This window comes from Saccharopolyspora ipomoeae, assembly GCF_029952525.1.
Taxonomy (GTDB): Bacteria; Actinomycetota; Actinomycetes; order Mycobacteriales; family Pseudonocardiaceae; genus Saccharopolyspora; species Saccharopolyspora ipomoeae.
Window position 1 is genome coordinate 150,733 of record NZ_JASAOF010000001.1, and the last position, 22,576, is coordinate 173,308.

The 22,576-nt window shown below is 71.7% G+C and carries 23 protein-coding genes and 1 pseudogene; 17 read left to right on the plus strand and 7 right to left on the minus strand.

All coding sequences use genetic code 11. From position 1 onward, the window contains the following. Positions 1-9: 9 nt before the first annotated feature. The 5 genes and pseudogenes from QFW96_RS00770 to QFW96_RS00790 all read left to right on the plus strand — a co-directional run bounded on the left by QFW96_RS00770 (position 10) and on the right by QFW96_RS00790 (position 3,744). Positions 10-1,098, plus strand: coding sequence for a hypothetical protein (locus QFW96_RS00770; protein ID WP_281453503.1), 1,089 nt, complete (start codon positions 10-12; stop codon positions 1,096-1,098). Between the two features lie 104 nt (positions 1,099-1,202). After that, a pseudogene (locus QFW96_RS00775) lies at positions 1,203-1,673 on the plus strand (MFS transporter); the annotation flags it as partial. 82 nt (positions 1,674-1,755) lie between these two features. Next, positions 1,756-2,505: an MFS transporter gene (locus tag QFW96_RS00780; RefSeq protein WP_281453504.1), complete on the plus strand. Its 750-nt coding sequence runs from the start codon at positions 1,756-1,758 to the stop codon at positions 2,503-2,505. Then, positions 2,502-3,050, plus strand: a complete 549-nt coding sequence (locus QFW96_RS00785; RefSeq protein ID WP_281454007.1) for a nuclear transport factor 2 family protein — start codon at positions 2,502-2,504, stop codon at positions 3,048-3,050. The genes QFW96_RS00780 and QFW96_RS00785 overlap by 4 nt, the downstream gene beginning before the upstream one ends. A 73-nt stretch (positions 3,051-3,123) precedes the next feature. Further along, a complete protein-coding gene (locus QFW96_RS00790) occupies positions 3,124-3,744 on the plus strand; it encodes a response regulator transcription factor (RefSeq protein ID WP_281453505.1) in 621 nt (206 codons plus the stop codon). Between the two features lie 281 nt (positions 3,745-4,025). On the opposite strand, the gene QFW96_RS00795 is transcribed toward QFW96_RS00790, so the two are convergent. The 3 genes from QFW96_RS00795 to QFW96_RS00805 all read right to left on the minus strand — a co-directional run bounded on the left by QFW96_RS00795 (position 4,026) and on the right by QFW96_RS00805 (position 6,380). After that, positions 4,026-4,307, minus strand: coding sequence for a hypothetical protein (locus QFW96_RS00795; protein ID WP_281453506.1), 282 nt, complete (start codon positions 4,305-4,307; stop codon positions 4,026-4,028). Further along, positions 4,300-4,797: a flavin reductase gene (locus QFW96_RS00800; protein WP_281453507.1), complete on the minus strand. Its 498-nt coding sequence runs from the start codon at positions 4,795-4,797 to the stop codon at positions 4,300-4,302. Before QFW96_RS00800 ends, QFW96_RS00795 begins: the two co-directional genes overlap by 8 nt. A gap of 92 nt (positions 4,798-4,889) precedes the next feature. Further along, entirely contained in the window at positions 4,890-6,380 is a 1,491-nt protein-coding gene (locus tag QFW96_RS00805) for a sensor histidine kinase (RefSeq protein ID WP_281453508.1), read from the minus strand. A gap of 133 nt (positions 6,381-6,513) precedes the next feature. Between QFW96_RS00805 and QFW96_RS00810 the strand changes: the two genes are divergently transcribed. The 6 genes from QFW96_RS00810 (at position 6,514) to QFW96_RS00835 (ending at position 11,070) form a co-directional block, all read left to right on the plus strand. Next, entirely contained in the window at positions 6,514-7,647 is a 1,134-nt protein-coding gene (locus tag QFW96_RS00810) for an acyl-CoA dehydrogenase family protein (protein WP_281453509.1), read from the plus strand. Between the two features lie 20 nt (positions 7,648-7,667). After that, entirely contained in the window at positions 7,668-8,036 is a 369-nt protein-coding gene (locus tag QFW96_RS00815; protein ID WP_281453510.1) for a hypothetical protein, read from the plus strand. Between the two features lie 9 nt (positions 8,037-8,045). Further along, positions 8,046-9,332, plus strand: coding sequence for an aromatic ring-hydroxylating oxygenase subunit alpha (locus tag QFW96_RS00820; RefSeq protein ID WP_281453511.1), 1,287 nt, complete (start codon positions 8,046-8,048; stop codon positions 9,330-9,332). Further along, on the plus strand, positions 9,325-9,816 hold the full coding sequence (locus QFW96_RS00825; protein ID WP_281453512.1) for an aromatic-ring-hydroxylating dioxygenase subunit beta: 492 nt from the start codon (positions 9,325-9,327) through the stop codon (positions 9,814-9,816). Before QFW96_RS00820 ends, QFW96_RS00825 begins: the two co-directional genes overlap by 8 nt. Next, positions 9,813-10,541 (plus strand): SDR family NAD(P)-dependent oxidoreductase, encoded by a 729-nt coding sequence (locus QFW96_RS00830; RefSeq protein WP_343231350.1) that lies wholly within the window; start codon positions 9,813-9,815, stop codon positions 10,539-10,541. Before QFW96_RS00825 ends, QFW96_RS00830 begins: the two co-directional genes overlap by 4 nt. 61 nt (positions 10,542-10,602) lie before the next feature. After that, the gene (locus QFW96_RS00835; protein ID WP_281453513.1) at positions 10,603-11,070 is read left to right on the plus strand and encodes an SRPBCC family protein; all 468 of its coding nucleotides are present in this window, start codon (positions 10,603-10,605) and stop codon (positions 11,068-11,070) included. Between the two features lie 82 nt (positions 11,071-11,152). On the opposite strand, the gene QFW96_RS00840 is transcribed toward QFW96_RS00835, so the two are convergent. Genes QFW96_RS00840 through QFW96_RS00855 form a run of 4 tightly spaced genes read right to left on the minus strand, consistent with a single transcriptional unit; the run spans position 11,153 to position 15,215 of the window. Continuing rightward, a complete protein-coding gene (locus tag QFW96_RS00840; RefSeq protein ID WP_281453514.1) occupies positions 11,153-11,860 on the minus strand; it encodes a polyamine aminopropyltransferase in 708 nt (235 codons plus the stop codon). A 56-nt stretch (positions 11,861-11,916) separates the two neighbouring features. Then, entirely contained in the window at positions 11,917-14,283 is a 2,367-nt protein-coding gene (locus tag QFW96_RS00845; protein WP_281453515.1) for an ATP-binding protein, read from the minus strand. Positions 14,284-14,308: 25 nt separating this feature from the next. Next, a complete protein-coding gene (locus QFW96_RS00850; RefSeq protein ID WP_281453516.1) occupies positions 14,309-14,920 on the minus strand; it encodes a DUF6879 family protein in 612 nt (203 codons plus the stop codon). After that, positions 14,913-15,215, minus strand: coding sequence for a hypothetical protein (locus tag QFW96_RS00855; protein ID WP_281453517.1), 303 nt, complete (start codon positions 15,213-15,215; stop codon positions 14,913-14,915). The genes QFW96_RS00850 and QFW96_RS00855 overlap by 8 nt, the downstream gene beginning before the upstream one ends. Before the next feature lie 532 nt (positions 15,216-15,747). On the opposite strand from QFW96_RS00855, the gene QFW96_RS00860 reads away from it, so the two are divergent. The 6 genes from QFW96_RS00860 (at position 15,748) to QFW96_RS00885 (ending at position 22,570) form a co-directional block, all read left to right on the plus strand. Further along, a complete protein-coding gene (locus QFW96_RS00860; RefSeq protein ID WP_281453518.1) occupies positions 15,748-17,178 on the plus strand; it encodes an amino acid permease in 1,431 nt (476 codons plus the stop codon). Between the two features lie 133 nt (positions 17,179-17,311). Next, the gene (locus QFW96_RS00865; protein ID WP_281453519.1) at positions 17,312-17,638 is read left to right on the plus strand and encodes a hypothetical protein; all 327 of its coding nucleotides are present in this window, start codon (positions 17,312-17,314) and stop codon (positions 17,636-17,638) included. Between the two features lie 117 nt (positions 17,639-17,755). Beyond that, positions 17,756-18,847 (plus strand): glycoside hydrolase family 183 protein, encoded by a 1,092-nt coding sequence (locus QFW96_RS00870; protein WP_281453520.1) that lies wholly within the window; start codon positions 17,756-17,758, stop codon positions 18,845-18,847. A gap of 53 nt (positions 18,848-18,900) precedes the next feature. Continuing rightward, entirely contained in the window at positions 18,901-19,377 is a 477-nt protein-coding gene (locus QFW96_RS00875; protein ID WP_281453521.1) for a hotdog fold domain-containing protein, read from the plus strand. A 74-nt stretch (positions 19,378-19,451) separates the two neighbouring features. Beyond that, entirely contained in the window at positions 19,452-19,814 is a 363-nt protein-coding gene (locus tag QFW96_RS00880) for a hypothetical protein (RefSeq protein ID WP_281453522.1), read from the plus strand. Beyond that, a complete protein-coding gene (locus QFW96_RS00885; protein WP_281453523.1) occupies positions 19,811-22,570 on the plus strand; it encodes a tetratricopeptide repeat protein in 2,760 nt (919 codons plus the stop codon). Before QFW96_RS00880 ends, QFW96_RS00885 begins: the two co-directional genes overlap by 4 nt. The last annotated feature ends 6 nt before the right edge of the window (positions 22,571-22,576 follow it).

Sequence of the window (22,576 nt, forward strand, 5' to 3'; positions counted from 1 at the left end):
GGTGCGGGCGTGGCCGCTGTCGCTGGTGGCGCTGGGCGCGCTGCTGATCGCGGTCGCGCTGCTGCCGGTGGCGGTCGGGATCGCGCCGGCGGTGCTCCTGCTGTGCTGGGCGGTGTCCTGCTGGCCGCGCACCTGCGCGGGGTGCGCGGCCGCTGGGCCGGTCACGACTTCTCCCCCGCCGCAGAACCGTTTCCGCACACCGAGATCGGAGTTCCGGCCGCCTACCCGGAGTCCTGGTTCGTGCCGCTGGCCGGTCGCGGGACGGCGCTGCTCAGCGACGACATCGACCACGCCGTGCGGGAGCGCCGCTTCGCGGTGCGCCTGGCCGAGCGGCCCTACCGGCCCGCGCCGCTGCTGCGCGCGACCGCACCGCACCTGCCGGCCCTGCGCTCGGCGGAGAGCCCGCTGTTCAACGGCCCGGTGGTGGGGTTGCGCACCGATCCGCTGCCGGGCCCCGGCGATGCCGAGGTGCGGCTGCACCGGGCTCGCTTCTTCGACTTCCAGTGCTCCAACGAGCTGTGCGGCCTGCGGATCGCCGAACGCGGGTCCGGCGAGGTGTTCGACGCCCGCCGCGCGCTGCTGACCGATGCGGCGGGCCGGTTGCGACCGCTCGACGCCGGTGAGCTCGCCGACGTGGTGGGCGTGTCGACGCTGGCGTTCACCACCGATGGGCTGCTGGTGATCGTCGGCGACGGCGACCCGTCCGGCAGCGGCTCGCTGGAGCCGCGGGACCTGGTCACCGCGGACGGTGCGCCGCGCCGGGAGCTGGCCGAGGTGCTGTGCACCGGCATGGAGCGCGAGCTGCGCGAGGAGACCGGGCTGGCGCGGGGTTCGGTTGCCGGAACCGAGCTCACCGGGTTCGCGCGGTGGATGGAGCGCGGCGGGAAACCGGAGTTCTTCGGCATCACCCGGCTGTCGGTGTCCAGCGCGAGCCTGCACGGCGACGACGTGTCGTTCCTGGAGGTCGACCTGGCGACGCTGCGCCGGGAGCTGCGCACCGGCGCGGGCCTGCTGGAGGCGCCGAGCCTCCCGCAGCCGATCCGGGAGCACGGGACGCTGCCGCTGCTGCTGGCGATCCGCGCGGCGGCGCTGCGGTAGGGGAATCCTTCAGCTCCGCACCGGGAATCACCGATGGCGACCGGTCGCGGATCTTCCTAGCGTTGATCGGCACGAGGCGGTTCCTCGACCGAGAAGGACGCGCCATGCCTGTGCTCAGCGAGAACGGCGCGCGCACCGGTGCCGGGCGGATCGGCCTGGCCAGCGGGGTGGGTGCGACGCTGGAGTTCTACGACTTCGCGATCTACGGCACCGCCGCGGCCCTGGTGTTCGGGCAGATCTTCTTCCTCAGCGACGACGAGTGGTTCGGCGCCTTCCTGGGGCTGGCGACGTTCGCCGTCGGGTTCCTGTTCACACCGCTCGGAGCGCTGCTGTTCGGCTGGGTCGGCGACCGGTTCGGGCGCCGGTTCTCGCTGCTGCTGACGTTCGCGGTGATGGGGTCGGCGACGCTGCTGATGGGCGTGCTGCCCTCGTACCTGGCGATCGGGATCACCGCACCCCTGCTGCTGATCGTGCTGCGCGTGTTCCACGGGCTGGCGCGCGGCGGGGAGATCGGGGGCGCGGCGGTGCTGGCCGTCGAGCACGCGCCCGCGCACCGCCGGGGCCTGTACGGGTCGTTCGCCGCGCTGGGCTCGCCGCTCGGGCAGCTGCTGGCGAACCTGGCCTTCTCGCTGGTCCTGCTGATGCCGATGCGGGCCCGTGATCGACTGGGGCTGGCGGGTGCCGTTCCTGGTCGGCGGGCTCGTGCTGGCGCTGGGCGTGTGGGCGCGGCGCGGTGTCGCCGAGACGCCGGAGTTCGCGGCGCTGCCGCGCGACCGGAAAACCCCTCTCGCAGCGGTGCTCCGGGAGGGCTGGCGGCGGTTGATGCTGGCGGCCGGGGTGAACCTGGGGCTCAACGCCAACATGTTCATCCTCGCGACGTTCATGCTCTCCTACGCCACCGCCGCCGCACCGCAGGGCCTCGCGCTGCCGAGGCAGCCGATCGTGCTGGGCAGCGTCGTCGGGTTGCTGTGCCACTCGGTCACGATCGTGCTGGCCTGCTGGTTGTCGGACCGGCTGGGCCGCAAACCGGTGATGCTGTCGGGAGCGGTGGCCGCGCTGGCCTACGCGCTGGTGATGTTCCGGATCGCCGACATCGGCACGCCGCTGGCCGTGGGGGTGGCGGTGATCATCGGGTTCACCCTCGGCGGGTTCCTGTTCGGGCCGCTGCTGACCTACTTCTCGGAGCTGTTCAGCGTCGAGCAGCGGCAGTCCGGGGTGGGGCTGGCGTTCCAGCTCGGCAGCGTGCTCGGCGGCGGGCTCGCGCCGGTCATCGCCAACCGGCTGATCGCGGTCACCGGCAGCTCGACCGCCGTCGGCTGCTACATCGCCGCCGGGTTGCTGGTGTCGCTGCCGTGCCTGCTCGCCCTGCCCGAAACCGCGCCCGCGCGCACGAGAGGAGCCGCATGACCGAGTCGACGATCGCCGCGCTGACCAGGCGGATCGAGGTGCTGGAGGCCGAGGCCGAGGTCCGCCGGATCCAGGCCCGGTACCTGTTCCTGTGCGACACGCCGTGCCCGGAGTTCGGGGTGCGCGACGACGCCGAGCGCATCGACAGGATCATCGAGCTCTACGCCCCCGACGCTGTCTGGGAGGGCGTGGGCGAGCACTACGACGGCCAGTTCGGGCGCGCCGAGGGGCACGCGGCGATCCGGGCGCACTTCGAGCGGTTCTGGAGCCGGGAGCCGGCGCTGGTGCTCAACGCGCACTACCTGACCTCGGAGCAGATCCGCGTGGACGGCGACGAGGCGACCGGGCTGTGGATCCACCTGCAGCCGTGGCTGTTCGCCGACGGCAGCGGGGTGCTGCGCTCCAGCAGGCTCAACAACGCCTTCCGCCGGGACCCCGACGGCTGGAAGATCACCCGCACGCGCACCGAGAACGTGCTCATCGCTCCCCTGCCCGCGCGGTTCGCCACCGACCACCCGACGGCGTCGGTGCTGCTGGACCCGTAACCAGATCGGACCTGTCCGGGAGCCGTTCCGGCTGCCTAGTCTTGTCCTGTTCCCTGGTTCGCCTGGAGGGATCTTGACGACGTCTTCCACCCCGGTGGTGCACATCGTCGACGACGACGAGGCGCACCGGCAGTCCCTGGTGTTCCTGCTCAGGACGGTCGGCGTGCAGGCGCTGACCTACCCGGACGCGACCGGGTTCCTCGACGAGTTCGACCCGGCCGAGCCCGGTGTGGTGATCGTCGACGTGCGGATGCCCGGGTTGAGCGGGTTCCAGCTGCAGGAGGCGCTGTTCGAGCGGGAGTACCCGGCGCCGGTGATCTTCTGCTCGGCGCACGGCGACATCCCGATGTCGGTGCGCGCGATGCGCCTCGGCGCGGTGGACTTCCTGGAGAAGCCGTACGAACCGCAGCGCATGCTCGACGTCGTCCAGGACCAGCTGCGCGAGGCCGAGCAGTCCTTCACCGCCCACGCCGAACGCCTGCGCGTCCGCGAGCGGATCTCGACCCTCACCCCGCGCGAGCGCGAGGTCCTGCGCCTGGTCGTCGACGGCCTCTCCAGCCAGCTCATCGCCCGGAACCTCGGCACCAGCGTGAAAACCGTTGACGTGCACCGAGCCCGCATCAAGGCCAAGACGAACGCCGACAGCCTCGGCACCCTGGTCCGAGACCTCCTCCACCACTCGATCCCCCTCTGACCCCACGAAGTTCTCATGAAAACTGACACCGGAGGTCGATGTCCAGATGAACGAAGTTTTCATGAAAACTTCCCCCACCCCCAAACCAACCAAACCGAGGAACCCCAAGGAGGAAAAGTCGAAACCCCCTCTTCACCAAACCCTTTCATCGACCACGAGGCGATCGGCTCTCGATTGAGTGAGACAGTTTTCATGAAAACTGACACCGGAGAACGACCTCGGGGTGGGAAAGTTTTCATGAAAACTGACATCGGAGGTTGACGTTGGGGTGGGGGAGGTTTTCATGAGAACTTCGTTTGGTCGGGTTCGGTCCAGGTGGCTTCGGCCGTCCAGTAGTGCATGCCCGAGGGGCTGATGCCGTGGTGCCACGGGGTGGTGCGGCGCAGGAGGGGTTCGACCCGGGCGGTGGCGGCGTCGGCGGCGTCCGGGCCGTCGGCGTCGACGAGCCAGTGGACCCATTCGAGCTCGCGGCCCGCGGTGTCGTGGACGAACAGGTCGACGTGCCGCCAGCCGTAGCCGTGGGTGTCCTCGTAGCAGGTCAGGGTCATCTTCCGGTCATCCACGACGCGCTCCCGCCAGGCTGTGGAACTCCCGCTGGAAGTACACGAGGCCGCCGCTGCCGGAGCGTGTGATCACCCGCTCGACCTCGACGAACATCACCGAGTGCGAACCCTGCGCGCGCACCTGGCTCAAGCGCCCGATCAGCGAGGCGGCCGCGTCGCGCAGCACCGGCACCTCGGCGAAGTCGCAGACCTCGCCGGTGAACCGCTCGTGCATCGGCAGCGCCCCGGCGAAGCGCAGCGCCAGGTCCCGCTGACCGGATCCGAGGACGTTGACGCAGGCCCGCTCGTTGGCCGCGAGCACGTCGTGGGCGCGGCTGGCGCGGTGCACGCACACCAGCATCGTCGGCGGCTCGTCGGTGACCGAGCAGGCTGCGCTGACGGTGATGCCGGCCCGTCCGCGCGGCCCGTCGGTGGTGACGATGTTGACCCCGGCCGACAGGTTCGCCATCGCCGCGCGGAACTCGCGCTGCGCGGCCGTCAGATCTGCCACACCGCCTCCTCCCACCGGCTTCCCCGCGAACCTACGGCCGCCGACCACCCGCCCGGTATCGAGATTTCCCCGCCGCACCCTGAAGTTTTCCCCTACCCGGGCGGCAGCGAGAAGCCGAAGACGGAGCCTCCGCCGTCGCGGGGTTCGCACCAGATGGCGCCGTGCTGGCGGTTGATGATGCGGTGGCTCAGCGCGAGTCCGATGCCGCTGCCGTGCTCCTTGCTGGTGAAGGAGTCGGCGAACACGTCCTCGCGCACGCCGCGTCCCCGGTCGGCGACGGTGACCGTGCCGCCGTCCTCGCGGGTCTCGGTGACCAGCTCGACGCGCCGGTCCTCCGCGTCGGCCGCGACGATCTCGTCGATGGCGTTGAAGCACAGGTTGAGCACCACCTGCCCGGTCAGCACCCGTTCGCAGCGCACCGGGACCGGTTCCGGGCTCGCCCGCACCACGACCTCCACGCCCGCCGAATCGGCGCGCAACCGCACGAAGTAGAGGCATTCGTCGAGCACCGCGTTGAGGTCGACGACCTGCTCGACGTGTTCGAGGTGGCCGACGAACGAGCGCAGCGCGCCGACGATCGCCGACACCCGGTCGATCTGCCGGTTCGCGCTGTCCAGCCCGTATTCGAGCGCGGCGGTGGTGCCGTCCGGGACCTGGCCGGAGGTTTCGAGCGCGTGGGCGTGGGCGCGGACCCCGGCGAGGAAGTTGGCCGCGGCGGCCAGCGGCTGGCCGAGCTCGTGGGCGATGGCCATCGCCATGTCGCCCATCGCGTTGTAGCGGGCCAGGTAGTTCTCGTGCCGGAGCTCCAGTTCGCGCCGCTGCTCGCCGCGCACCCGGGTGGAGACGTCGTGCAGGATCATCAGGAACGCGTCGACGTCGCGCAGCCGTTCCAGACCGCCCTCCAGCGTCACGGGTTCGGCGCCGGGGATCTCCAGCCGCACGGGCGCGACCGGGTCGGCCGCGGCGGACGCCTCCGCCCAGCTGGTCTCGGCTCCGTCGCGGCGCAGCCGGGCGTAGGACTCCAGCAGCCGCCCGACGGGCGGGTCGGTGTCACCGGACAGTCCGAGGTGGGCCAGGGCGGTGTCGGTGGCGAACCGGATCGCTCCGCCGGCGTCGAGCATGAACGCCACGGTCGCGGTGTGCCGGGCGAGGGCGTCGACGTAGGAGGTGGTCTGGCGCAGCTCGGCCTCCACCCGCTGCTCCCGCTCGACGTCCCGGAACTGCACCATCACCGCAGGTCCCTGGGCCAGTTCGACGCGCACCGCGACGGCGTCGGTGGGGATGACGCGGCCGGATCTGGACCGGTAGTGCCACTCGATGCGGCTCATGCCCTTCTCGACCGCGTCCTGCAGCCACGCCCGGCCGATCACGCGGTCGTACTGCTGGGCGGAGCTGCTCATGTGGTTGGCCTTGAGCGGCCGCAGCTCGCTGACGCTCCACTCCAGCAGCGCGCAGGCCGCCGGGTTGGCCCACAGGATGTTCTTGGTCGCCGCGTCGTGGATCAGCACGCACAGGTGGGAGGCGCGCATCATCGCGACGAAGTCGGAGTCCACCAGTTCGGGAGCCTGCGGGTCGACCACCACCGCCCCAGGTTAGATCCCCGTTGAGGCACCGTCGCTGAAGATTTCCCCTACCCGCCACCTGGGCAATCCCGATGTCCTCGCGCGCCGTCGCTGCCTAGCGTCGAAGCACACCCGGACGACGAGGAGCGTGCCCATGCCCCAGGGAACCGCCGGTGGCGCGCTGTGGGAGTCGGTGCTGGCCGAGCTCGCCGAGCGCCGCGAGGAGTTCCACGCGCAGTCCTACGTCCCGCGCGACTTCGTCGGCAGGCTCAAGGAGCTGGGCCTGTTCCGCGCCTCCACCCCGGCCCGCTTCGGCGGCGATCCGATGTCGCCGCCGGAGTTCCTGCGCGCGGTCGAGCGGATCTCGGCGGTGGACGGATCGACGGGCTGGGTGGCCGGTTTCGGCTCGGCGGGCACCTACCTGGCGTGCCTGCCGCTGGACACCCAGGCCGAGCTCTACGCCGATGGGCCGGACGTGGTCTACGGCGGCGCGATGTTCCCGGTCAACCCGGTCACCCGCACCGACGGCGGCTACCTGATCGAGGGCCGGTGGCGGTTCGCCAGCGGCTGCATGGGCGCCGACCTGCTCAGCGTCGGCATCCCCGGCGACGCCGACGGCGACAACCGGCCGCGCGCGGCGATGCTGCGGCCCGAGCAGGTCGAGATCGTGCGGGACTGGGACGTCACCGGCATGCGTGCTTCGGGCTCGTTCGACGTGGTCGTCGACGGCGTGGAGGTGCCGCGCGAGTGGACGTTCATCCGGGGCGGCGAGCCGTGCGTGGACGAGCCGCTGTACCGCTACCCCGCCATCGGCTACCAGGCCCAGGTGCACGCCGCGGTGGGCCTGGGGGTGGCGCGGGCGGCCCTGGATTTCGCCTCGCGGGCGGGGGCACGCACCGGCGTCACGGGCGCGCCGCCGCTGGCCGACCGGGCCTACTACCGCACCGGGTACGCCCAAGCGGTGGCGGCGATGCGGTCGGCGCGGGCGTTCTACTACGAGGTCGCCGAGGAGGTCTGGGGCGCGGTCGACGGCGGCGCGGACGTCTCCGACGAGCAGAACGCGCTGGTCAGGCTCTCGGCGACGCACGTGGCGGCGACCGCGGCGCAGGTGGTGCACGAGGTGTGCGGGTTCTCCGGGACCGCGACCATCGACAACGCCCACCCGCTGCAGCGGATGCGCCAGGACTCGCAGGTGCCTGCGCTGCACGCGTTCCTGATGCCCTCGATGTACGACGCCGCCGGGGCCGTGCTGCTCGGGCGGCCGCCGACGGTGCCGGGTTTCCGCTGACCTCGACCCAGGGAGCTGACATGACCGCTGCTGCCCCGCTGCGGGTGCTGTTCTGCATCGGCATCAACCAGAACTTCTTCGACCTGCCCCGCGACGGCGTCACCGCCGGCGACGTGTGGACGGCGTTCGTCGCGATGATGGACGGCATCAAGGCGCTGCCCGGGGTGGACTTCATCGGCGACATCGACGACGACAGCCACCTGGTCGGCCCGTCGGACACGTGGCCGTGGACCTGCTACCTGCTGGCCGACGTCGACTCCCAGGAGACGGTCAAGGCCGTCTGCGACCTGTTCCGAACCGTCCACATCGGACGATCGGAGTGGAAGTTGTGGAAGTACGCCAAGATCGAAGCCCGGATCGGCCGGGCGCTCACGCCGCGCGAGTACTGAGGTGACCCGATGACCGCGAGCAACGCGCACGACCTGGCGCCGTCCGACCTCGTCGCGCCCGACCGGGTCGCCGGGCGGATCTACACCGACCCGGCGATCTTCGAGCTGGAGATGTCGCGGATCTTCGAACGCAGCTGGGTGTGGGTCGCCCACGACAGCGAGCTGCCCGAGCCGGGCACCTTCAAGTCCACCCACGTCGGCAGGCAGCCGGTGATCGTCACCCGCGACCGCCGCGGCGAGGTCCGCACGGTGCTCAACCGCTGCCGCCACCGGGGCGCCAGCGTGTGCGAGCGGAAGTCCGGGCGCGCCAACGGTTTCACCTGCCCGTACCACGCGTGGTCCTACGGCCTGGACGGGTCGCTGCGCGGTGTCCCCTACCCGGACGGCTACACCGGGGTGCTGGACCGCAGCGGGATGGGGCTCCAGCGGCTGCGCACCGAGTCCTACGGCGGGATGATCTTCGCGACGTTCGCCGAGGACGCCGGACCGCTGGCCGAGTTCCTGGGCGACGCGCGGGGCTGGATCGACCGGTTCATGCGGCAGGGCGGCGGGTATCCGGTGAAAGTGCTGGGCACGCACCGGTTCCGGTTCAGCGGGAACTGGAAGATCCAGCTGGAGAACACCACCGACGGCTACCACTTCCCCATCGTGCACCGGTCCTGGATGGCGTCGGTGGACGCCGAGACGGCGAACATGATGAGCTTCATGACCGACCCGCGGGCCATCACGCACGCCCTCGGCAACGGGCACTCGGTGATGCAGATGGTGCCCGAGCACTCCGACCTCGACGCCGACGACGGCACGGAGAAGCTGCAGGACCGCTTCGCGGGTCTCATCGGGCGGCTGGAGTCGGAGGGCGTCGAGGCGGCCGAGATCCGGCGGCTGGTGCGCGCGATGCACGGCACCGGGTTCAACCTCAACCTTTTCCCGAACGTGTCGTGCTCGATCTCGTTCTTCCGGGTGCTGAGGCCGATCGGCGTCGGCGAGACGGAGATCGAGCACATCGCGATCGGCCCGGACGGGCCGCCGGAGATCACCGGCCCGGTCAACCGCGAGCGGCTGCGCGCCCACGAGCACTTCCAGGGACCGTTCGGGTTCGGCACGCCCGACGACGCCGAGGGCTGGGACCGGGTGCAGCGGGGCGCGGCGGGCGCCCCGGAGATGCCGATCATGGTCAACCGGGGTCTGGGCCGCGAGGAGCCGTCGCCGGAGGGCTGGCCGACCTCGCACGTCACCGACGAGACCGGCATGCGCGCTGCCTACGCGCAGTGGAAGGCGATGATGGCCGATGACTGAGGTGCGGAACCCGGTGGACGCGCGGGTGACCCGCGCGATCGCGCTGGTGTGGCGGGAGGCCGAGCTGCTCGACCGCAAGGACTACGCGGCCTGGCAGGAGCTCTACGCCGACGACGGGATCTACGTCGTCCCGATCGACCGCGACGCCGAGGAGTTCGACGACGTGCTCAACATGGTCTACGACGACCGGCGGATGCGCCGGCTGCGGGTGAACCGGATGACCGAGGGCTACGCGATCGCCGCCGTGGATTCGGCGGTCACGGTCCGCACGGTCTCCCGCTTCACCACCACCAGGGTCTCCGACGCCGAGGTGTCGCTGCGCGCCGCGCAGGTGCTGGTGGCCTACAAGCGCGGCACCCACGACCTGTGGGCGGCGGACGTGGACTACACGATCCGGCTGGGAACCGAGGACACGTTGGCCCGCAAGGTGGTTCGTCTGGTCAACAGCGACGATGCCGTTCCGGCAGCGGGATTCCTGCTGTGACGGCCGTGGTCACCGGCGGCGCGAGCGGGCTGGGCGCGGTGATCGCCCGGCGCTTGCACGCGGACGGGCACGCGGTGGCGATCGCCGACGTCGACGGCGAGGGCGCCCGGGACCTGGCCGCCGCGCTGGACCCCGCGACCGCGCGCGGGCACACCGCCGACGTCACCGACCGGGCGGCGCTGGTCGGCCTCCTGGAGTCGGTGCGCGCCGAGTTCGGGCCGGTCCAGGTGCTGGTGAACAACGCGGCGCGCACGCGGGCCACGCCGCTGCTCGAGATCGGCCCGGAGGAGCTGGAGGAGGTCATGGCGGTCAACTTCACCGGCACCTTCCACGCCTGCCAGATCTTCGGCCAGCACATGGCCGAGCAGGGATACGGCCGGATCGTGAACATGGCATCGCTGGCCGGGCAGAACGGCGGGACGGCCACCGGGGGCCACTACGCGTCGTCGAAGGGCGCGATCATGTCGGCCACGAAGGTCTTCGCCCGCGAGCTCGCCGCCCGGGGCGTGACGGTCAACGCCGTCTCCCCCGGCCCGCAGGACTCGCCGACGGTCCGCGCCATCGTCGGCGAGCGGAACCTGGAGGCGTTCCAGCGCGCGATCCCGGTCGGCAGGCTCGGCGACCCCGCCTTCGTCGCCGACGCGGTCGCCCTGCTGGCCTCCCCGGCGGCCCACTCGGTCACCGGCGCGTGCTGGGACATCAACGGAGGCCTGCACATGCGGTGATCCTTGTAGGGGTCGGCCGGTGTCGCTTAGGGTGCGGCGAAGTCGACGCGAGGGGTACGCCGTGGCCGAAGTGGATCGGGACATGCGCGCGGAGGTCGTCATCGAGGCTCCGCCGGAGCGCGTGTGGGAGCTGCTGACGCGCACCGGCACCCACGCCGAGGCGAGCCCGGAGCTGGTGGCGATGCTGCCGCTCAAGCCGGGCGGGTTCCGCGCGGGGCAGTGGTTCCTGGGCGTCAACCGGCGCAAGGCCGCGGTCTGGCCCACGCGCAACGTCGTGACGATCTTCGAACCGCACCGGCGGTTGGCGTGGGTGACCACCACCAGCGGCGCCCGCTGGCTCTTCGAGCTCGAAGCGACCGGCTCCGGCACCCGGCTGGTCCAGCGCCGCGAGCTCGTCCGAGCGCTCCCGAAGATCAGCACGCTCTTCGCCAACCTCGCACTGGGCGGCGAGAACGGCCACGCCGACGAGCTGGAGACCGGCATGGCCGCCACCCTCCAGCACATCAAGCGGGCCGCCGAGACCGGCTGATCACTCCTCGCACGACGATCATGACACCCGTCGGGAACCGCTGCATTCGCGCCGCGAAGAACGGCGTTTCGGCACCGGGTGGTCAGCGGGTGACGGCGACGTAGACGGTGTTGGCGGAGGTGCCGCGCGTGTAGTGGTTGTCGAAGGTGACCACGTGGGCGGTGACGTCGTCGAAGACCTCGTCGAGGACGGCGACGAAGCCGTCTTCCGGCGGGTCGTCGGACCAGAGGGCGAAGACCCCGCCTGGCCGCAGGTGCGCGGCCATCCGCCGGAGGCCGTCGGGGGTGTAGAAGTCGGCGTGACCGCCGTCGAGGACGTTCTGCGGGGAGTGGTCGATGTCGAGGAGGATCGCGTCGAACGCGCGTCCCCCGTCGAAACCCTCGGCGGAGGCCGCTAGCGCGAAGAAGTCGCCGTGCAGGAACCGGTTCCGCGCGTCCCCGGTGAGTTCCGGGGCCAGCGGGAGCAGGCCGCGCTCGTGCCACTCGATCACCTCGCCGAGCCCCTCGACCACCAGCAGCGACCGGACGCGCTGATCCTCCAGCGCCGCCCGCGCGGTGCAGCCGAGCCCGAGACCGCCGACCACGACGTCGAGCTCCGAACCCGGCACCGCGGCCAGCCCGAGCCGGGCGAGCTCCTCCTCGGCGACGGTGAACAGGCTCGACATCAGGTACTCGTCGTCGAGCTTCACCTCGAACACGTCCACGTCGAGCGCGGGATCCCGCCGACGCCGCAGGCTGATCGCCCCGATCGGCGTCTCCTGCCAATCCAACTCCTCGAACCGCGCACCCACGAAGTACCCACCTCTCCCGAAAACCCCGACCCTACCCGCTACCAGCGAGAACGGGGTCAGGAGATCGCGGCTCGCAGCCGGGCGAGCATCCGCCTCGCCGGAGGGTCGGTGAAGCTTCCCAGCAGGCCGACGGCCTCGCTCCGGTGGGTGCGCGCTTCGGCGAGCGCGCCGGTGGCGCTGAGCGCGTCGCCGAGGTGATCGAGCACGAGCGCGGTGCGCCACTCGTCCCCGAGCTCCCGGAACGCGGTCAGCGCCAGCTTGTAGAAGCTCATCGCCTCCTCCGAGCGCTCCAGCAACGCGTAGACCTCGCCGGTCGCGTCCAGCGCCTCCGCTTCCCGGGCGCGGTCGCCGAGGCGCCGCTGCTTCGACGCCGCCCGCTGGTAGGACTCCAGCGCCTCCGACAGCGACCCGAGTCCGACCTGCGCCCTGCCCAGCTCCAGCAGCCAGAACGCCTCCCACGCCTGGTTCTCGCAGCGGTGGGCGATCGCCACCGCCGCCTCGGCGTGCTCGCGGGCCGCACCCGGTCTGCCCGCGCCGCGGTGCGCGCAGCTCAACCCGCGCAACGCGTCGCCCTCACCGCCGTGATCGCCTCGGCGCCGGTAGATCTCCAGGGCTTCCCGGAGGAGCTCACCGGCCTCCTCGAAGTTCTCCAGTCCGAGGTGGACGTTGCCGATGTTGTTGGTGGAGATGGCGATCCAGTGCTCGTCGTCGAGTTCCCGCGCGATCTCCCGCGCCCGCTCGAACCCGGTCGCCGCGCGGTCGAGATCCCGCCCCCGGAAGTGGGCCATCGCGATGGCGTTGGTGGAGTTGAGCTCGCCGCGCCGGTCCCCCAGCTCGCGCCGGATCTCCAGGGCGGCGGTCTGGTAGCGGATGCCCTCGGCGAACTGCGCGGACTGGGTGTGGGCCTTGCCCAGGCTCTCCAGCATCCCGGCCTCGGCGTGGCGGTCCTGCAGCTGGCGGGCGGCACCGAGCCCGATCCGGCTGGTCTCGAACCAGTCGTCGAACCGGTTGCGCAGCGCGAACACCGCGCGGAGCAGTTCCGCGAGCCGCCACGCGAGCTCGGGCATCGCGGCCTCGTCGGCCACCCGCGTCGCGTCGACCAGGTTGTCGCGCTCGCGTTCGAACCAGTCGATCGCCTCGGCGTGCGTGTCGAACACCGGCAGTTCCGACTCGCCCTCGTCGGGCAGCTCCGGCCGCCGGAACACCGGTGCCACCACCGCCACCGCCCGGTCGGCGGCCCGCAGGTACCAGACGAGGGTTCGGCGCAGCGCTGCCCGCGCCGTCTCGGCGGTCTCCTCGGCCCGCGCCTGGTCGGTGGCGTAGGCGCGCAGCAGGTCGTGGAAGCGGTACCGGTCGGGGTCCGGGTGTTCGAGCAGGTGCGCGCCGACCAGGTCGTCCAGCAGCCTTCGCGTCCGGTTCAACGGCAGGTCCGCCAGCGCCGCCGCCGCGCCCGCCCCGAAGACCCGTCCCGGGTGCAGGCCCAGCAGCCGGAAGAGCCTGCCGGTCTCGGGCGACAGGGCGCGGTAGGACCAGGCGAACACGGTGCGCACGGCATCGGACTCGTCGTCGTCACCAGCGGTCAAGGCGTCCCAGAGGGCCGATTCGTCGCGCAGCTCGGCGATGAGGTCGCGCAGCGGCATCGACGGTCTGCTGACCGCGCGTTCGGCGGCGATGCGCAGCGCCAGCGGCAACCGCGCGCACAGCCGGGCCAGCTCCACGAGCTCGCCCGAGTCGTCCTGCAGCCGATGGCCGTCGGCCAGCACCCGAAGCAAATCCACGGCCTCATCTTGGGGCAACACGTCGAGCGCCACACGGTAGGCCCCGTCCCGGGCGACCAGACCGGACAGCCTGCTCCGGCTCGTGACCAGCACCAAGCAGGCTCCGGTGCCCGGCAGCAGCGGCCTGACCTGGCTCACGGTCGCCGCGTTGTCCAGCACGATCAGCATCCGGCGCCCGGCCAGCAACGAGCGGTAGAGCGCCGACCGGGACTCCACGTCGGAGGGGATGCTCTCGGGCGCCGCGCCCAGCGTCCGCAGGAATCGGCCCAGCACCTCGGACGGGGTGACCGGCGGCCCCGGGTCGTACCCGTGCAGGTTGACGTAGAGCTGCCCGTCCGGGAAGCGGTGGGCAACCCGGTGCGCCCAGTGCACGGCCAGCGAGGTCTTGCCGACGCCGGCGGTGCCGACCAGAACGCACGGCGCGTGGCTGCCGGACGCGTTCTCGATGATGACGTCGAGCCGCCGGAGCTCGTCCCGCCGGTTGACGAAACCGCGCGCGTCGGCGGGCAATTGGCGGGGCACGCCCTCCTCGGCGGGACCCCAGCCGTGGAAGTGGATGCCGCCGCTGACGTTCCCTGCCTGCACGACCTCGTTGGCCGCTCCGGAGAGATCGTTGCGGGGGTTGTCGCCGTCCTGCTCGCGCATCGCCCACCCCGAGACGTTCAGCCGGTCATCCGGTTCCCGGCGGCCTGATCCCGGCGACCTCCCGGTCGAAGAACTCCGAGAGCGCTTCACCCCGGTCGTAGGTGGATCGGATGAAGCGAATCGCCTTCTTCGCCTCCGCGGCGTCCACGGACCTGATCGCCCCCACCGCGATGCCCTCGTCGTCGTAGACGACCTCGTACACGGTGTCCGGGCCGATGACGAACAGCTCCGGGAGCGGGCCGTTCTCCTCCAGGGCGGTGAGCCGGTCGGCGTCGATCACCCGGATCCAGTCGCCGAACTCCTCGCGGAGGCGCAGCGAGTTCAACTCCCAGATCAGGTAGGGGCTGAGCGGGCGTTCGACGACGCGGAGCCTGCGAACCTCGAAGCCGTGCTCGGCGATCCGCCGGTAGTACTCGCGCATCTCCGGCCGCCGCTCCTCGATGAGCCGCAGCGCGCGGTCCCAGTCGCCCTGGTCGAACGCGGTCCAGCTGGCGCTCTCCGGCTGCCGGAAGGTCTGCCTGCGTTCGAGCTTCCACCCACCGGTGTTGGCGGTGCTCCAGAACCTCTCGTTGAAATCCCGGATGTACTCGTCGAGAGTGAGCTCCTCACCCGAGATCTGCGCGATCGCCTCACTCATCGGGAATATCCACCTTCGCGGATCGCATCATGCGTCCGGGAATGACGACGAGCCGTTCGTCCTCGCCCACGTCGACGCCCTCGGGCAATCGCCCTTCGTAGGAATCGGTGAGATCCCGGCCGATCACCGCGACATCGCCGTTGTCGAGCTCCCAGACATCGGGGCACGTCGGATCGTTCTCCGTGGCGCCGAGTTCCAGCGCCGATTTGCCCAGCCGTCTCTTGAACGACGCCGCCGGGTCGGCTTCCCACAAGCGAGGCATGGGATCCCCCTCCGCGAACACCCGCTTCGGCACGAAGTTTTCGCGACCATACTAGTGGTCCGCGCGAACCGACGAGAGCATTCTCGCATGACGACCCCATCGTCGGTGCCCGCTTCGCAGTCGCAGTACGGCGGGTGAATCATCCGGGGCATACCGTTGCTCTGCATTACAACACTCCGCTGCCGCCATTCGGCATTCCGAGCTCAACTCATCCTTTCGGGCTAAGCACTCGTTCACTTCGGCGGACTTTTCCGAACCTCGGCCGAAAGCGGAATCGCGGCACGCCACCTGCTCACCGGGAAAGCATCGACCACCGGTGAATTTCAGGAACATTTGGCGTGCGCGCGGGGCGCCCGACGTCGTTCTTCCGACGAGCGACGATCCGGATGAAAGGGATTCCGGGAGAGGTTCCCGGATCGCGTGCAACGTTCGAACGCGGGGGCGGTTCGCTCCGCAACGAATGCGGCTTCTGAAGTACGCGCTCGGCTCGCTAACGTGTCGCGCCAGCGAAGTGCGGCAGAGCACATCCGGACGGGCGCCTAGGGCGTCCACAGTGGAGGATTTCGTGGTGGAGGACGCTCTCGCGCCGTCGCGGGGATCGGGGAACGGCCTGCGAACGCAGCTGCTGCGGCGCAAGCCCGTCGCCGATCTCGTCGCCGACAGCGGGCGGGGTCAGGGCGGGGAGCTGCGGCGCTCGCTGGGGTTGTGGCAGCTGACGATGCTCAGCGTCGGCGCCACGCTGGGCACCGGCATCTTCGTGGTGTTGGGCGAAGCCGTGCCGCTGGCCGGCCCCGGTGTGGCGCTGGCGTTCGTCATCGCCGGCGTCACCGCGCTGCTCTCGGCGCTGTCCTACGCCGAGCTGGCGGGCATGATCCCGGTCGCGGGCTCCTCGTACTCCTACGCCTACGCGACGATGGGCGAGCTGGCGGCCTGGGTGTGCGGCTGGTGCCTGATGCTGGAGTACGGCGTGTCGGTCGCGGCCGTGGCGGTCGGCTGGGGCCAGTACGTCAACGAGCTCCTCCAGCTGCTGGTGGGCGTGTCGCTGCCGGAGTCGCTGAGCGCGCCGCCGGGCGACGGCGGAATCCTCAACGTGCCGGCGGCCGCGGTGGTGGTGCTGGCGATGGTCGCGCTGCTGGGCGGTGCGCGGGAGAGCGCGCGGGTGAACACCGCGATGGTGCTGATCAAGACGGCGACGCTGGTGCTGTTCTGCGTCCTGGCGTTCACCGCCGTGCAGGACGGCAACTTCTCGCCGCTGCTGCCGCTGGGCATGGGCGGGGTGAGCGCGGCGGCGGGCAAGCTGTTCTTCTCCTACATCGGTTTCGACGCCGCTTCCACCGCCGGGTCCGAGGCCCGCGACCCGCAGCGCGACCTGCCGCGCGCGATCATGCTGTCTCTGGTGCTGGTCACGGTGCTGTACTGCCTCGTGGCGCTGGCCGCGGTCGGCGCCATGCACTGGACGGAGTTCGAGGGCACCGAGGCGGCGCTGAGCAAGGTGCTGGGCGGCACGACGGGTTCGATCCTGCTGTCGGCGGGCGCGATCGTCGCGGTGGCCAGCGTGGTGCTCACGGTCCTGTACGGGCAGACCCGGATCCTGTTCTCGATGTCGCGGGACGGCCTGGTGCCGCCGATGTTCTCGCGGATCCACCCGCGCACCGGCGTGCCGCGGGCGAACACGCTGCTGGTGTCGGGCTTCATCGCGGTGCTCGCCGCGGTGGTCCCGCTCGGCGAGCTCGCCGACGCCACCAGCATCGGCACCCTGTTCGCGTTCGCCCTGGTCAACCTCGCGGTGGTGGTGCTGCGGCGCCGCAGCCCGGAGCTGCACCGCTCGTTCCGCGCCCCGCTGGTGCCGCTCGTCCCGGCGCTCGGCGTGCTGTCCTGCTGCTACCTGATGTTCAGCCTCGGCGCACCGACCTGGCTCGCCTTCGGCGCGTGGATGCTCCTCGGCCTCGGCGTCTACTTCGCCTACGGCAAACGCCATTCCGGTCTGGCGAGCTGAGCCCCACCACGGGGGCCGGTTCGGGGTGGCGCTCAGGGATGTTCCCGATGTCGCCCGGCGGTTCGCGGCGCAGTGTTGATCGACGTGGATCGCATCGCGATACGCGAAATCGGTTGACATCGGAGGAGATTCTTTGACCGACACACCGAAGAGCGACGTCACGCCACCGCGCGGTGCGCGTGCCGTCGTCCAGGTGACACCCAATCCCGTGACCGAACCGAACCAGGAGGTCACCATCACCGGGCACTGCGGCGGCGGTACCGGGCTGCGGGCCGTCTTCGCCGGGCTCACCGACAACCAGGTGCTCGAGGACATCACGATCGTCGAGGCCGGCCCCGAGGAGTTCGAGGCGAGGGGCAGGTTGCGCCACGGCATCGGCCACGGCGCGGGCCCGGTCGTCGTCGACTGCGGCGGCGAGCTCGGAACGACCATCCTGGTCACCAGGGTCAAGCACGAGTGACCCCAGCGCGTGGCCGGTGAGGTGGGGCCGACCGGGCCCCACCTCACCGCAGCGCCCGTCGCGTCGCGGCACGTACGGTCGGGGGGGGAGGACGAACCCGACGAGAAGGGCGGCGCGTTGCGCAAGGTCAAGGACCTCACCGGACCGGGAATCACCGACCACCTGGGCATCGGCGGCACCGACCTGGGGGTCACCGCGGTCGCGCCGGACGGCAGACTGGTGGCGGTGTTCGGCGACACCTTCGACCGGGCCGGTGTCGGCGGCCCGGGCTGGCGCTCGCCGGTGGTGGTCTTCGGCGACGCCGGCAGCGCGCGCAGCGGCATCCGGTGGACGGGTTCGCTCGGCCCGCGCAGCGACTACGCCGACCAGGCGCTGCCCTACCAGCACGATTCGGTGATCCACGGTCGTCCGGTCTCGACCGTGCTGCCGACGGACCTGATCACCGTCGGCCGCGAGATGTTCCTGCACGTCATGGTGTGCCAGGGGCTGGGCAACGTGCACTGGACGGAGATCCACCGCTCGGTCGACAACGGCGAGACGTGGCAGCACACCGGCGCCACCTGGCCCGGCGACGCGCACGGCGGGCTGTTCCAGATGCTGACCTGGGAGCTCGGCGATGACGGCTTCGTCTACGCCTTCTCCACCGGGTTCCAGCGCGACAAGGGCCTGATCCTGCAGCGGGTGCCCGCCGACCGGATGACCGATCCCGCCGCGTGGCAGGGCTGGGGCTTCCGCGACGGCCGGTGGGCGTGGGGCAACCCGCCGACGGTCGCGCTCACCGGCGCCTACGGCGAGCTGTGCCTGCGCCGGGTCGAGAACCGCTGGCTGCTGGCGCTGTTCAACGCGGGCGACTACCGGATGGACGTCCTCAACCTGGACGGCCCGACCGCGAACCTCTACGAGGCGGTCCGGGGCACGGTCCTGCACGGCTGCGCGTGGGGTTGCGAGGACCACGAGGCCGGTCACGTCGCGCAGCTCTACGGCGGCTACATCGTCCCCGGCTCGACGCTGGACGACCTGCACCTGGTGGTGAGCCAGTGGAACACCGAGCGGAACTGGCCCTACCGCGCGATGCAGTTCGCGGGCACCGCTCCCCGCCCGGGCGACCGGCCGCTGGCACCTCCGCCGCCCCCGGGTGAGAGCGGCGGTCCGCTCAAGGACGCCCTGCTGAAAGGCGCGGGGAAGCTCGCGAAGCGCTTCCTGCCGTGACTTCCAGCACCGGCGGACGTAGGTTACTGGCGGGTAATATAGCCTCTCGGGTCATGAGCTCCCAGACTCCGACCCACGCGCTGTGGACCAAGCTGTCCGGCGTCCCCGGCGGCCGCGCCCTGTTCTCGCTGAGCGTGAGCCTCAAGGCCCCGTACTTCCGGACCGTGCTGCCCTCGATCCAGGAGATGGAGCCGGGCCGCTGCGTGGTCACCTCGCCCAAGTGGTGGGGCGTGCACAACCACATCGGCACCTACCACGCGATCGCCGCGTGCAACCTCGCCGAGGTCGCGATGGGCATGGTCGCCGAGGCCACCGTGCCCACCTCGCACCGCTGGCTGCCGAAGAAGATGCAGGTCGACTACGTCGCCAAGGCCGAGACGAGCATGCGGGCCGTGGCCGAGCTGGAGTCGATCCCGGAGTTCGGCGACGAGGGCCAGGAGGTCGACGTCCCGGTCAACGTCCACGACAAGCACGGCAAGGTCGTCGTCCGCGCCGTCATCACCATCTGGGTCACCCGCAAGAAGAGATGAATCGTCCCGTTCCCGCCTGAACTCCCCCGCCGCCCGGGTACCGTGCGTCGAGGTGTTCCGGCAGGGAGGCGGCCGTGGCGGTGCGCAGCGGGAAGAGGCGGTGGCCGTGGGCGGCGGCCGCGACGGGTTCGGTGCTGGTTCTCGGGCTCGCCGGGTGGTGGTTGACCGGCCAGGTCACCGATTTCGCCCGCAGGCCGCTGTCCGATCAGGACAGCCTGGCCAGCGTGACCAGCATGGTCATCGGGGCGGCGGCGCTGCTGGTGGCGCTGGCCTCGCTGGTGGTGGCCGTCCTCCAGCTGCGCGCGGACCGGAAGCCGGAATCCTCGGGCGGCTCGGTGCAGATCGGCACCGCGGAGGACCGCGGTCGGCTGTTCATGGTCTCCGGCGGTGACGTGCACGTCCACGAAGCCGACGAGCACCGGCAGGACCCGTCGTGACCGACGAGCACCGTCCGGTGCACCAGGAAGTCCGCGTCGAGGGCGGTTTCGGCTACGGCGTGATCGGCGCCGACCTGCACGTGTTCGCCGACCGCGGACCGGTCTACGTGCTGGAGGAGTTCCGGCCGCCGACCGAGCCCGACCCGGCCTGGCTGGTGGAGATGCCCAGCCGGATGCTCAACGCGCGCCACGAGATCGTCGAGTTCACCGGCCGCCAGGACGAGCTCGACCAGCTCCGGCGGTGGCGCGGGACCGGCCCTCGGCTGGCCGCGCGGTGGCTGCACGCACCGGGCGGGCAGGGCAAGACGAGGCTGGCGGCGCGCTTCGCGGAGGACTCGATCGAGGCCGGCTGGAAGGTCGTCACGGCGACGCACGGGCCGGGAACCGTGCTCCCGCCACCCGGCAGCCAGGACCTGCGCACCGACGGCGCGAACGGGCTGCTGCTGATCGTCGACTACGCCGATCGCTGGCCGCTGACCCACCTGACCTGGCTGCTCAGCAACGCCCTCCTGCACCGCAGCGGCGTTCCCGCGAGGGTTCTGCTGCTGGCCCGCAGCGCCGACGTCTGGCCCGCCGTCCGGGCCGCGCTGGCCAACCACCAGGCGGGCACCTCGGCGCAGCGCCTGCCGGAACTCCCCGACGACACCGGCCTGCGCGGCGAGATGTTCGACGCGGCCCGCGAGAGCTTCGCCCGGCGCTACGGCATCGAGGACTCGGGGGCGATCGAACCGCCCGGACCGCTGGGCGCTCCCGATTTCGGGCTGACGCTGGCCGTGCACGTGGCCGCGCTCGTCGCGGTCGACGCCCGCCACACCGGCCGCAGGCCGCCCGCCGACATGGCGGGCCTGACCATCTACCTGCTCGATCGCGAGCACCTGCACTGGACGAACCTCTTCGAGGAGCGGGGCCTGCGCATTCCCCCGGCGGTGATGAACCGGACGGTGTTCACCGCCGCGCTCACCGGTCCGGGCCCTCGGGCCCCGGCGACGGCCGTGCTGGAGTCGCTGGATCTCGCGCAGCCCGCCGAGCAGGTCCTCGACGATCACGCGCTGTGCTACCCGCCCGCCGGGCCCGCGAACTCGGCGCTGGAGCCGCTCTACCCGGACCGGCTCGCCGAGGACTTCCTCGCCCTGACCCTGCCCGGCCACGACGCCGACTACCCGGCCCAGGACTGGGCCGCTCCCACCACCGCCACCCTGCTCGACGGCCCCCAACACCCCGACTACACCGGCCATCTCGCGGACACCGGCCATCTCGCGCGCGGCATGACGTTCCTCGCCGCAGCGGCGCAGCGCTGGCCGCACGTCGGGCCGCGGCACCTCTACCCGCTGCTGCGGGAGTCACCCCGCTCGGCGGTCGCGGCCGGGAGCGCGGTGCTCAGCGCGCTGGCGGACCTCGACGACGTCGAGCCCGATCTCCTCGAAGCGATCGCGGCGCACTTCCCGCGCGGACGGCGGGCCGACCTCGACGTGGGGATGGCCGCGGTCGTGGTTCGACTCGCCCCGCACCGGCTGCGCACCGCCGACCTGCCCGCGGAGTACGACGTGCACGCCGAGGTCGGCGCGCGGCTGGGCAACGCGGGCCGCCACCAGCAGGAACTCCCGGCGCGGCAGCAGGCCGTGGCCGCGGCGCGACGGCTGGTCGACGGCTCGACGACCCGGCGTCAGCGGCTCCTGGCCGATCGCGCGCTGACCACGTCGCTGCGGGATCTGAGCCGGTGCCTGCACCACCTGCAGCGCGACGGCGAAGCCCTCGACGCGGCGGCCGAAGCCGTCGCCACCGCCCGCCGGGTCGCCCGCGCCGCGCCGGGCGCGCACGACGCCGAGCTCGGCCACGCCGTCTACGCCCACGCCAAGGCGCTGTCGAACCTCGGACGGCGCCGGGAAGCGCTGGCGGAGCTGCAGGAGGCGGTGGCTCTCTTCCGGGATCTGGCGGCGCGGGATCGCCGCTACGAGAAGGACCTGGCGGTCCACCTGACCGCGCTGGGCGCGACCCTCACCGATGCCGCGCGACCGGCGGAAGCGGTCGAGGTCAGCGCGGAAGCGGTCGGCGTGCTGCGGAGGCTGGCCGAGACCGACCCCGCCGCCCACCGGGTCGAGCTCGCGGAACTGCTGCTGCACCTGGGGAATCGGCTGAGCCAAGCGGGTCGGCCCGAGGCCGCCGACGTCGCGACCGAAGCCGTGGAGGCGTACCGCGAGCTGGCCCGGCTCAACCCGGCCGCCCACGAACCGATGCTCGCCCGAGCGCTCCAGTCGCAGGGGCCGTGCCTGGCCAGGGCCGGGCGGCTGCCCGAGGCGCTGGCCGCGCTGGAGGAATCGGTGGCGGTGCTGAGCCGGCTCGCCCGCGCCGTCCCCGCCTCCTACGAGCCGCGGCTGATCGAATCCTCGCTCGTGCTGGCTGGTTTCCTGTTCTTCGACGGGCAGCAGGAGCGGGCGCTGGGCATCCAGCACGAGCAGCTCGCCGCGTACCGGCGGCTCGTGCGCGGCGATCCCGACGCCCACGAGCACCGGTTCGCGGTGCTGCTGCTGAGCTTCGCCGGGCAGTGCGCCGGGATGCCGGACGGGACCGACCGGGCGCTGGCGGCCGTGCGGGAGGCGCTCGCGCTGTGCGAGCGGCGACCGGCCGACGTGCCGGTGGTCTTCCACGGCATGTTCACCGAGGCGGGGCGCGGCGTCCGGGAACGCCTCGAACAGCAGGACCGGCACGCCGAATCGGCCGAGCTGCGCGCGAGGATCGCTGCGCTGACCGGCCTTTGAGAACGC